The 10461-nt window shown below is 74.1% G+C and carries 10 protein-coding genes; 6 read left to right on the plus strand and 4 right to left on the minus strand.

Features of this window, described 5'->3' with window-relative positions; genetic code table 11:
* Nucleotides 1-39: 39 nt before the first annotated feature.
* The 3 genes from ACQKM2_RS16110 to ACQKM2_RS16120 all read left to right on the plus strand — a co-directional run bounded on the left by ACQKM2_RS16110 (nt 40) and on the right by ACQKM2_RS16120 (nt 4142).
* Nucleotides 40-507 (plus strand): SsgA family sporulation/cell division regulator, encoded by a 468-nt coding sequence (locus tag ACQKM2_RS16110; protein ID WP_427710179.1) that lies wholly within the window; start codon nt 40-42, stop codon nt 505-507.
* A 78-nt stretch (nt 508-585) separates the two neighbouring features.
* Nucleotides 586-1149 (plus strand): CGNR zinc finger domain-containing protein, encoded by a 564-nt coding sequence (locus ACQKM2_RS16115; RefSeq protein WP_427710181.1) that lies wholly within the window; start codon nt 586-588, stop codon nt 1147-1149.
* 245 nt (nt 1150-1394) lie between these two features.
* Nucleotides 1395-4142 (plus strand): AAA family ATPase, encoded by a 2748-nt coding sequence (locus tag ACQKM2_RS16120; protein ID WP_427710252.1) that lies wholly within the window; start codon nt 1395-1397, stop codon nt 4140-4142.
* A gap of 10 nt (nt 4143-4152) precedes the next feature.
* On the opposite strand, the gene ACQKM2_RS16125 is transcribed toward ACQKM2_RS16120, so the two are convergent.
* Nucleotides 4153-4950, minus strand: coding sequence for an alpha/beta hydrolase (locus ACQKM2_RS16125; protein ID WP_427710183.1), 798 nt, complete (start codon nt 4948-4950; stop codon nt 4153-4155).
* A gap of 254 nt (nt 4951-5204) precedes the next feature.
* Between ACQKM2_RS16125 and ACQKM2_RS16130 the strand changes: the two genes are divergently transcribed.
* From ACQKM2_RS16130 to ACQKM2_RS16140, 3 genes are read left to right on the plus strand one after another with little or no spacing between them, the layout of a single operon-like run.
* Nucleotides 5205-5651, plus strand: coding sequence for a peptidase inhibitor family I36 protein (locus ACQKM2_RS16130; RefSeq protein WP_427710184.1), 447 nt, complete (start codon nt 5205-5207; stop codon nt 5649-5651).
* A 22-nt stretch (nt 5652-5673) separates the two neighbouring features.
* Nucleotides 5674-6114 (plus strand): peptidase inhibitor family I36 protein, encoded by a 441-nt coding sequence (locus tag ACQKM2_RS16135; protein WP_427710185.1) that lies wholly within the window; start codon nt 5674-5676, stop codon nt 6112-6114.
* Between the two features lie 16 nt (nt 6115-6130).
* Nucleotides 6131-6562: a peptidase inhibitor family I36 protein gene (locus ACQKM2_RS16140; RefSeq protein WP_427710187.1), complete on the plus strand. Its 432-nt coding sequence runs from the start codon at nt 6131-6133 to the stop codon at nt 6560-6562.
* Between the two features lie 17 nt (nt 6563-6579).
* Here the strand turns inward: ACQKM2_RS16140 and ACQKM2_RS16145 are convergent, their stop codons facing one another.
* From ACQKM2_RS16145 to ACQKM2_RS16155, 3 genes are all read right to left on the minus strand, one after another.
* On the minus strand, nt 6580-7221 hold the full coding sequence (locus ACQKM2_RS16145; RefSeq protein ID WP_427710189.1) for a nucleoside/nucleotide kinase family protein: 642 nt from the start codon (nt 7219-7221) through the stop codon (nt 6580-6582).
* A gap of 101 nt (nt 7222-7322) precedes the next feature.
* Complete coding sequence (locus tag ACQKM2_RS16150) at nt 7323-7682, minus strand: UDP binding domain-containing protein (protein WP_427710190.1); 360 nt, start codon at nt 7680-7682, stop codon at nt 7323-7325.
* A gap of 220 nt (nt 7683-7902) precedes the next feature.
* Nucleotides 7903-10461 carry an acyl-CoA reductase gene (locus ACQKM2_RS16155; RefSeq protein ID WP_427710192.1) on the minus strand — a complete coding sequence of 853 codons (2559 nt, stop codon included), beginning with the start codon at nt 10459-10461 and terminating at the stop codon, nt 7903-7905.

Raw genomic sequence — 10461 nt, forward strand, 5'->3', positions numbered from 1 at the left:
TCTCGGCGCAGGCTTCGTCCTACGGAAGGGAACCCCGCCATGCATCCCGATCAGTCGCACACGCCGGTGCGTCCGCAGCCCGAGCGGGTGCCGTCGCTGTGCCTGGAGGTGGACCGGATGCCGGACGAGTTCACCCGGCTGCCGGTGCGGGCCACCTTCCGGTTCGACCGGGCGCGGCCGTCGGTCGTCACGGTCGAGTTCGCGGCGGGACGCGGGCGGGCCCTGGTCCGGCACATCGGCCGTGAGCTGCTGCACGGCGGTCTCACCGCGATGAGCGGATCCGGCGAGGTGCGGATGTGGCCGACGCTGCCCCGTGAGCGGCCGGCTTCGTGGCTGCTGCTGGAGTCGCCGGAGGCGCAGGCCCTGTTCGAGGTGCCGACGGCGCGGCTGGCGTCCTGGCTGGAGGCCACCTACCGGGCCGTCCCGGCCGAGGCGGAGCCGGACGGCCTGGACTGGGACGGCTTCCTCAGGGAACTCCTCGACGGGCCCGGGGCGGCGTCCGCCTGACCCGGGCCGGGCCCAGGCGCCCGCCGGCGCCGCGGTGCCGGCCTTGCCCCCATCATCGTCACCTGTCAGCATGGTGATGTGAATCTTGACCATGTCTTCGTGTGCGGGCACCCGGTCCTCGACTTCGTCGCGACGCTGCGCGCCCGGCGGTCGACCCGCTTCGAGATGCTCGTGGCCCCGGACCGGCTCAACGCCTGGTACCTGGACTCCGGGCTCGTGGACACGGTCACGCCTGCCGCGGACGGCGACGTCAGGGAGGCGGTCACCCTGCGCGAGGCCGTGTACCGGCTCGTCGGCAACGGCCGTCTGGGCGAGGACTTCGACCGGCAGGCCCTCGGGGTGCTCAACGCGGCCGCGCGCCAGGTCCCGGCGACCCCCCAGCTCACCCCGGCGGGACGGCACACCGACGCGACGCCCGCGCAGGCACTGGCCACCCTGGCCCGGCAGACCGTCGAACTGCTCAGCAGCCCCGACGTCCACCTCCTCAAGGAGTGCGGGAACGAGGAGTGCACGCGCGTCTACCTCGACCGCTCCCGCGGCATGCGGCGGCAGTGGTGCGGCATGGAGTCCTGCGGGAACAAGATCAAGGCCGCCGCCTACCGCGCCCGCAGGAAGGCCTCCCCGGCCCCGGCCGGGCACTGACCTCCCTCGGCACACGCTCCTGCCATCCTGCGGAGTCACCCGTCGAAACGGTGACGCGCTTTCCGGGCTGACCCAGCGGCGGCACGCACACCGACTTGATCCGGCCGCTCGTCACCCCGCGGCCGCCCGGCCGCCGCGTGACGGTGCCCCGGACGGCATCTACGCTCTGGATCACGCAGCCCGGCCGAGTCCGCCGCGGCAGCGGTGAACGGAGTTGAGGCACGGTGGAGTTGAACGCCCGGTCGATGGTCGGCCGTGACGGCGAGCGGGAGGTGCTGTCCGCGTTCGTGACGGCCGCCGAGGGGCAGGCCCTCGTCCTGCGCGGGGAATCGGGCGTGGGCAAGAGCGCACTCCTCGACCACGTCGCGGACCTGGCGGCGCCCCGGCACCGGGTGGTCAGAGCGGCCGGAGTCGAAGCCGAGTCCCAGCTGCCCTTCGCCGGCCTGCACCAGCTCCTCTACCCGCTCCTCTCCTTCGTCGACCAGCTCGACGAGGCCCACCGTCCGGCCTTCGACGTCGTCTTCGGCCGGGGCGCGGGCACCCCGCCCTCGGTCATGACGCTCGGCATCGCCGTCCTCGACCTGCTCTCGCTCGTGGCCTCCCGACAGCCCGTCCTGCTGCTCCTCGACGACGGCCAGTGGCTGGACGGCTCCAGCACCGAGGTCTGCGGCTTCGTGGGACGCCGGCTCACCGGCAGCTCCATGAAGCTCGTGGTCGCCCTGCGCTCGGACGTGCCCTCCGGCTTCGACTCCGCCGCGCTGCCCGAACTCGCCGTGAACGCCCTCTCCGAACAGGCCTCCGAGCAGCTGCTGGAGCTGCGCCACCCCGGCCTCGCCCCGCCGATCCGGCGCCTCGTCCTGGACGAGGCCCGGGGCAACGCCCTCGCGCTGCTGGAACTCCCGCCCCACGTACGGGCCGGCCGCGCCGGACGCACCCCGCAGGAACTCTTCGGGTACACGGGCGTCCAGCTGCCGCTGCGCCTCCAGCACGTGTACGGGACGCGCGTCGCGGCACTCGACGACGCCGTACGGGCCGAGCTGCTGCGCGGCGCCCTGGACGGCGTCGGCGCCGGGACGGCCACCGGCCCGGCGCACGGCTCGCGCTACCGCATGCGGGACGTGGACGCGGCCGCGGCCTGCGGCCTGCTGGACGACGACCCGGCCGGCGGCGACTTCGTCTTCCGGCACCCCCTGGTGCGGTCGACCGTGGTCCGCATGGCCACCCCCAACGAGCGCCGCGCCGCCCACGCGGCCCTCGCCCGGGTGCACCGGGACGACGTGGAACGGCACGCCACGCACCTGGCCGCGGCGACCGTCGACCCCGACGCGAGGGCAGCCGCGGCGCTGGAGGCGGCGGCGGAGTCCGCGACCCGGCGCGGCGGCGCGGTGACCGCCGTGGCCTGGCTGACCCGGGCCGCCGAACTGAGCGAGACCCCGCAGGAGCGGTCCAGGCTGCTGGGCGACGCGGCGTTCGTGGCCGGGCACGCCGGACTCCTCGACCACGCCCGCAGACTCGTCCGCACCGGCACCGCGTCCGGCACCCCCGACACCGCCGCCTCCGTGGTCACCACGGCCTACGCCGCGCTCTACGAGGACGGCGACGTCCGGTCCACGCACCCCCAGGTCCTCGCCGCCGTCGAGGAGCTGCGCGGGCGCGGCCGGCAGGGGAGCGGAGCACACGGACGGGACGGGATACCGGCCCGCCTGGTGAACCTGCTCCTGGCCATCAGCCAGTACGCCGGCGACGAGGAGATGTGGCGGCGCACGCACGAACTGCTCCGCTCCCTGGACACCCGCGTCCCGCGCGACTCCCTCGTCTACGAGGACACCTGGAGCGACGTCGTGCGCCGCGGCGCCGGCGCGCGCGAGCGGCTCGAACAGGCCTACACCGGGCTGCGCGACCTCGAACCGTGGGACCTCACCCGGCTCTCCGTCTCCGCCTACCACCTCGACACCCTCGGCCGGTTCCGCCCCCACCTGGAGCGCACCGTGGACCGCGAGGTGGAGACGGGCGCCGCCGCGACCGGCATGACCATGCTGCACCTGATCATGCTGGACCAGATCGCCGCCGGCGAATGGCAGGAGGCCCGGCGGACCGGTGAGCGCTGCCTGGACCTGACCACGTCGCACGGCTACGCCCTGTTCACCCATCAGACCCGGGCCTATCTGGGACTGCTGGCCGCCCTGCGCGGCGACGCCGAGCAGGCCCGCGAGCTGCAGGCCGTGGTGGATGCCTGGGCGCGCCCGCGCGGGGTCGGCTTCCTCACGCAGATCGCCGACGCCATCGGCACCGCCGCCGCGCTCGGGGAGGGCGACCACGAAGCCGCGTACCTCCACGCCATCGGCATCACCCCGCCCGGGACCTTCGCCCCCTGCGTCCACCAGGCCTCGCGCACCCTCCTCGACCTCGTCGAAGCGGCCCTGCACACCGGCCGTTCAGGTCAGGCGCGCCGGCACGCCCTCGCCGCCGAGGAGGCCGGCCTCCCGGCCCTCTCCCCCCGGCTGGCCCTGCTGACGTACGGCGCCCTGGCCATGACCGCCCCGGACTCCGCGCAGGCGGACGCCCTGTACGTACGCGCCACCACGCACCCGGAAGCCGACCGCTTCCCCTTCGAGCTCGCCCGGGTCCGCCTCGCCCACGGCGTCCGGCTGCGGCACACGCACGGCTGGAAGGCCGCCCGGCCGCCCCTGACGGCGGCCGCGGAGGCCTTCGAACGGCTGGGCGCCGCGGCCTGGACCGAGCGGGCCGCGGCCGAACTGCGCGCGGCCGGGCCGGCCGCGGCCGCGAGCGGGGCCCCGACACCCACGCTGACCTGGCAGGAGCGGCGGATCGCGGACCTCGCGGCAGGCGGTCTGACCAACAAGGAGATCGGCGCGCGCATGCACCTGTCGCCGCGCACGGTCAGCTCCCACCTCTACCGGGTGTTCCCCAAGCTCGGCATCACCTCCCGCGCCGCCCTGCGCGACGCCCTGGGCAGGCTTCCCGCCCAGTAGGCCGGCCGGCTCAGCGGGCGGCGCGGGCGGGCCGCGCGCCGATGCCGTGTCCGTCGAGCCAGGCCAGCACGTAGTCGGCGACGAACCGCCAACCGCCGTCGAGGACCAGGGAGTGGCCGCGGTCGGGGAACTGCTTCAGGTCGGTCACGGCCGTGCAGTCGCCGTACCGCTTGTAGGCCGCACGCGTCACGGAGTCGGGCACCAGCCGGTCCTCCTGCCCCGAGACCAGCAGGAGCGGGCCCCGGGCCGCGTTCCCGGTGTCCGGCAGGGCTCCGGGGGCGGGCGCCGCGAGGTCGGCGAGCAGCCGCCGCGGCGAGGGCATCGCGTGCCGGGTGAACAGCCGGTCGGAGTCGGCGGATCCGACCGTGTTCGCGAGGACCCGGCGGAACCGGTCCGCCGTCAGGGACACCAGCGGCCCGGCCGCCGGGCCGGGCGGCCTCCACGCCCGGGCCGCGGCGGCCGGCAGGGCGAGGCCGCCCACCGGGGCCGGGGCGATGGCCACGGCGGCCCGGCCGAGCTCGGCGCCGACGAGGTGCTGCGCCACCAGGGCGCCGACCGAGTGGCCGATGAGGACGGGCGAGGTGCCCAGCGACCGGGCGACGGCGGCGTAGTGGTCCGTCAGCGCGGCCATCCCCACGCCGCCGAGCACGTCGGGGGCCGCCACGGGCGGGCCCGCACCGGGGCCCTCGCCGGGCCATGCCGGCGCCAGGGTGCGGAACCCGCGCATCGCGAAGCGCTCCGCCCATGACTCCCACGACGAGGCGCGCAGCCATGCGCCGTGGATGAAGACGACGGGCGTACGGTCCACCACTGGTCCCTCCGAGCATGCCCTCCGCCCGTGTACCTGCACCCGGGCGACCGCCCCAGCATGGTCCGGGCCACCGGTCGGGGACCACAGTCGAATGACTCAATTTCCGCGTTTCACGACGTCCGAGCCCCAGACTGAACGTCACCGTCTTGACCGGTGACGAGAGTTGCTGTCATGGTTGCGTCACCACTTCAACCGGTGACGCTCGGACGGGCGTTCCGGCTGTGCTCTGGACGAAGAAGGCGGAGAGAAGAATGACGAAACTGCGCAGGACGGCACTGCGGCTCGCGGTCGGCGCCGCAGCGGTGACCGGGGTGGTCGCCGCGACCGCGACGAGCGCGAGCGCCTACGTACTGACCGACATCGCGACCGGGCCCGGCAAATGCCCCGCCAACTGGGTGTGCCTGTGGAGCGAGAACGACTTCATCAGGGGGAACCCGGGAGGCGGCTCCGACTACGGGGCCGTGGGCTCGGACGGGAACGTCTCCAACATGGGGAACTTCTTCTTCGAGGCCAAGCTGGCGCGCTGGAAGGGAATGCAGGACCGGGCGTCCTCGGTCGTCAACAACACCGGGAACAGCGTCTGCTTCTACGAGCACAACGACTACGGCGGCCTGGAGTTCAGGATCGGGCCCAGGGAGAAGTGGTCCTCCGTCCCGTCCTGGATCAACGACAAGATCAGCTCCTTCAAGTACTGCTGAACGGAAGAGGGGAAACCGAAAAATGAAGCGTTCCACGGCAAAGACGGCCAGGCTCGGGCTGAGTGTCGCGGCCGCCGCCGGCTTGATCATGACCATGGCGACGTCCGCGAGCGCCGCCAGTGTCTTCTCCATCGGTCACGGAGCCGGGTCGTGTCCCAGCGGCTTCGTCTGCCTGTGGTCGGAAGGCAATTTCATCGAGGGCAAGTTCGTCAACTACGCCAAGTTCGGCTCCTTCGGCTCGAACCAGAACGTGGGCGACATGGGGAAGCTGAAGCGCGACCCCGGCGGGGACAAGGGGATGCAGGACATCACCTCGTCGGTGCTGAACAACACGGGGAGCGGCATCTGCTTCTACGAGCACAACAACTACGGCGGCCTGGAATTCAGGATCGGCCCCGGGGAGCACTGGCCCTCCCTCCCGTCGTGGATCAACGACAAGATCAGCTCTTTCAAGTACTGCTGAGGAACGGAACGGACCGATGAACTCGAGCAAGAAGACGCTGAGGCTCGCGGTGTGCGCCGCGGCCGTCACCGGGCTGATCATGACGGCGGCCACCTCCGCCAGTGCCGCCACCATCCTCGGCCTCGGAACGGGACCCGGCGCCTGCCCCAGCAACTACGTCTGCCTGTGGGCCGACCACGACTTCGTCGGTGGTTCTCCCTCGGGCAAATACGGCTCCATCGCGGCGAACCAGAACATCTCCGATATGGGGAAGCTGGAGCGGAGCGGCGGCCTGTGGTCGGGCATGCAGGACATCACGTCGTCGGTGCTCAACAACACGGGCAGCGCCATCTGCTTCTACGAGCACAACGACTACGGCGGAGCGCAGTTCAGGATCGGCCCCTGGGAGAAGTGGCCGGCCGTCCCGTCGTGGATCAACGACAAGATCAGCTCCTTCAAGTACTGCTGACGAGCACCGCTGGACCGTCAGCGCCAGGCGGAGTCGACGACGAGGTCGGCGCGGCGGCGGCCGCGGGCCACGAGCGCGGCATTGGCCTCGTCCGAACGCGCCACCCACGCGCGCGCATCCGCCGGGTCCTTGCCGTGGCGCACGTGCCGGGCGACCAGGCGGTCCACCCGCAGGGCGTCGTCCGGGGCCAGGTACCAGGCCTCGTCCAGGAGGGGCCGTACCGGCGCCCAGCCCTCCGCGTCGTGCAGCAGGTAGTTCCCCTCGGTGATCACCAGCGGTACGGCAGGACCGACGGGGATGCTGCCGGCGACCGGCTCCTCCAGCGAGCGGTCGAAGGCGGGCGCGTACACCACGCCCTCCCCGGGGGAGCGCAGCCGGCGCAGCAGGCAGACGTAGCCGGCCGCGTCGAAGGTGTCCGGGGCACCCTTGCGGTCGGCCCGCCCCAGCCGCCGGAGTTCGGCCTGCGCGAGGTGGAACCCGTCCATCGGCACCACCACGGCCCGCTCCGGCCCGAGCGCCGCGGCGACCAGCTCCGCCAGCGTCGACTTCCCGGCCCCCGGCGGCCCGGCGATCCCGAGCACCCGCCGCCCACCCCGGGCGGCCAGCGCACCCGCCCTCCCGACAAGCTCCGTCGTCTGCACGCCCCCATCCTGCCGCACCGCCCTGCGGTCCCGGTCGGCGAATCCTCGTCCGCGCCGGGCCGGGGCGAGCCAGAGCCGCTCGGGTGGCGTGCGACAGCCCCGCAACCGAAGGAGGCGTTCTACTTGCCGGGGCGTCCGAGCTGGTGGACGGTCCAGCCGGCCGCGCGCCAGGCCTCGGGGTCGAGGGTGGTGCGGCAGTCGACGATCAGGGGGGTGCCGGGGCGGCCCACGAGGGCGTGGGGGTCGGCCTGCTGGTACTCGGGCCATTCGGTGGCCAGGACGACGAGGTCGGCGCCGTCCAGGGACGCGGGCAGGTCGTCGGCGTAGTCGAGTTCCGGGTTGCGGATCACGGCGGTGGCCACGGCCTGCGGGTCGTGGACGGTGATGGTGGCGCCGGCCTGCTGGAGGGCGTGTGCGAGGGCCAGGGCCGGGGATTCGCGGACGTCGTTCGTGCCGGGCTTGAACGCCGCGCCCCACACCGTGACGCGGGCTCCCTTGACGGGGCGGCGGGTCAGGGCACGGGTGATGGGCGCGGACGTCCCAGGCGGTATTGGCCAGGGTACGTGTGGCCTTGCACTGGACGAGCAACGTCTTGTACGGCGGCCGCGACGCCCGGTGCGCTGAGAGCGCGGGCCGGGCGTCGCGGGGCTGGGGGCACCTCCCGGCGGTAGCCGGGGGAGGGACTTCGCGGACGGTTCCCTAGTGGTGGCGCGCGTCCACCACCGCGAGGAGTTTGCCGCTGGTCGGGCTGCGGTCCAGCGCGGCGCCGGCGACCGGCTCGACCACCAGGTCCAGCAGCCGCTCCGACACCGCCGAGCGGAGTTCCGGGTAGCCGGACAGGAAGACCTCCCGCAGGCTCTCCGGGTCGGTCGCCGGAGCCTGCTCCACCCGTACGGTCAGCCGCTCGCGCGCGTCCGTGCGGTCGAGCCTGATCTGCATCTCGCCGCGCAGGCCCCCCTGTTCCCCGGCCAGGGCCAGGAAGCGGCGGTGGTTGAGGAAGTACGTCGCCACCCGCATCACGTCCCCGGTGCGCCCCATCAGCTCGAAGCGCGGCGCGTGCCGGCCGCACGGGCAGCGGCCCGGGAGCTCCCGGCCGAGGTCGCCTATCAGGTACCGGCCCAGCTGCTGGCCGCGCCGGGCGTGCGTGGTGAAGACCAGCCGGCCCGTCTCGCCCGGGGCCACCGGCCGGTCCTCGGCCAGGTCCACGATCTCCATCGTGTGGAGGTCGGCGTGCAGGTGGTGGACGCCGCCGGAGCTCTCCGTGCACTGGTAGCCCAGCGGGCCGAGGTCGGTGCTGCCGTAGGTGATCGACCGGACGGTCTCGATGCCGAACTCCGTCCGCAGCGTGCGCCGCTGCTCCTCGGTGAAGTGCTCGCCGCCGTAGAAGACCTTGCGCAGGCCCCCGTACGCGCGCAGCGCGTCCGCCTCCGCGTGCAGCAGCTGCCACAGGTAGGAGGGCATGCCGAAGAGGGTGTCGGCCCCGTGGTCGATGACCGCCCGCGCCGTCGCCCGGTGGTCGGGGCCCGCCGACAGGGGGAGCTGTACGCCGCCGAGCCGTTCCAGTACGGAGAAGAAGCTGATGAAGCTGCCGTACATGCCGCCGCAGTAGAAGAGGTTCGCGGTGCGGTCCCCGACCGGGTCGTAGCCGGCGGCGAGCAGGCCGCGGGCGGCGGCGTGCATCTGGGTGTCGTAGTCGTCGTAGCTGAACACCGACAGGGCGGGGGCGCCCGTGCTGCCGCCGCTGCGGAAGTACAGCTCGGCGTCGGCCCGGCCCAGCTCCCGGGCCGGTGCCTGCACGTCCTCCTTGCCCTGCAGCGGGCCCGCCGGCGGCGGCAGTACGACGGGCCGCGCCAGGTCGTCGAGGCAGGCGGTGGTGGCGAACCGGGCCGGGTCGGCCTGGACCGCGACGCGGCGGCTGTAGCGCTGGAGGGCGTAGACCCCGTCGTGCGGTTCGCCCGCGTAGCTCTCCAGCATGGCGCCGACCGGCGTGACGCGGGTGACGCCCGCGGCCAGGGCGGTGCGGGAGAGCTCGGCGATGTCGCAGGGGCTGCCCGCGAGGCCCGCCGTCTGCAGGTAGCGGCGCATCGGGCGCAGGGTGGCGATCAGCCGCTGGCGGGGCAGCGGCTTGACCCACACGCTGCGGTGCAGCGGCGAGGCGGTGAGCGGCGACCGGGTGTCGGCCATGACCCGCCACGAGCCGTCGGGCGCGGCGAACACCCGGGTCAGGCCGAGGTGTTCCTCCAGCCGGGCCACCAGCTCGGTGGTGGTCACCTCGGCCGCCTCGGCGGGGTCCGGCCCGCCCGGGGCGGCGTCGGGCGCGGCCGGCGGGCGGGCCGCGAGGACCGCGGCGAAACGCTCGGCGAAGGCGAACACCTCCCCCTCCTCCTCGGTGTCGAGGTAGACCACCTGGGGGCTGGAGCAGGCCTGCTGTTCGTGCAGGCACACGTCGGCAGCGAGGGCGTCGAGCGTGCCGGCGTCCGACCAGGCGTCGGCCGTCAGGTACGCGAAGGAGATCCGGTGTCCCCACTCCACCAGCCGGCACCCGGCCGGCACGTGCGCCGCGACCCCTTCGACGGCGCCCTCCCCGCCCCAGACGGCGACGGCGTCCGCGGGCGCGCACATCAGGCGCAGCCACTCCTGCCGGGAGGACGGGAAGCGCAGGACGACCACCCGTGCGGCCAGCGCGCCGCTGGGGTCGAGGGCCCCGAGCTCGGCCATCAGGTGCTGGGTGAAGAGGCTGTCGGCGCTGCTGGTCTTGAGGACGTTGACGTTCCCGGCGAGCAGCCCCTCGACGATGCTCAGCGGCGCGACCGTCGCGGCGTTGCCGGGGGCGATGTGCGCGACCAGGCCGACGGGCGCCCACGCCTCGTAGACCGTCTCGCGCGGGTCGGCCCGGTCCAGCCGCCCCGGAGCCGCGCTGCCCAGTTCGCGGCGCAGCTTGCGGGTCAGCTCCCGCCGGTCCAGCAGGCCGCCGAGCTCGGCCAGGACGGCCGGGTCCTCCCCGGCGGGCAGGTGCGCGGCGAGCCGGGCGCGCACCGGGTGGGCCGGGTCGCGCAGGGCGCTGGCGAGGGCGTCGCAGGCGGCCAGCACGGTCTCGGTCTCCAGCACCGCGGCCAGCGCGGCCTCGACGGCGGCCGGCAGGTCGGCCAGGCGCCGCCCGGCCTCCCCGTCGCCGATGAAGGCGCCCTGCCAGTAGTGGTGCGCGCCGCCGTCGCCCTGTTCCTCGTACGCGGCGGCCTCGGTCGTGGTCTGCGTCAT

It is taken from the genome of Streptomyces sp. NPDC004126 (assembly GCF_050275515.1).
Classification (GTDB): Bacteria; Actinomycetota; Actinomycetes; order Streptomycetales; family Streptomycetaceae; genus Streptomyces.